A 296-nucleotide genomic window follows, 5' to 3' on the forward strand; every position below is an offset into this window, starting at 1 on the left:
CCAGCCCCTGCGCTTCGGTGCGCTCGAAGCGAAGAACCGCATCTGGATGGCGCCTCTCACGCGCGGCCGTTCGACTCAGCCCGGTTCGATCCCCAACGAGATGATGGCGACCTATTACCGCCAGCGCGCGTCCGCCGGTCTCATCATCAGCGAAGCGACCGGCATCAGCGTGGAAGGCCTAGGCTGGCCCGCCGCGCCGGGTATCTGGAGCGAGGAGCAGACCGAAGGCTGGAAGCAGGTGACGAAGGCCGTCCACGACGAAGGCGGCCAGATCGTGCTCCAGACTGTGGACCAGG

At 66.9% G+C, this 296-nt stretch carries 1 pseudogene; it reads left to right on the forward strand.

The features are described from left to right. Positions 1-296 (forward strand): annotated as a pseudogene (locus A3736_RS07995) (alkene reductase); the annotation flags it as partial.

This window comes from Erythrobacter sp. HI0063 (genome assembly GCF_001635685.1).
In the GTDB taxonomy this organism is placed as follows: Bacteria; Pseudomonadota; Alphaproteobacteria; order Sphingomonadales; family Sphingomonadaceae; genus Qipengyuania.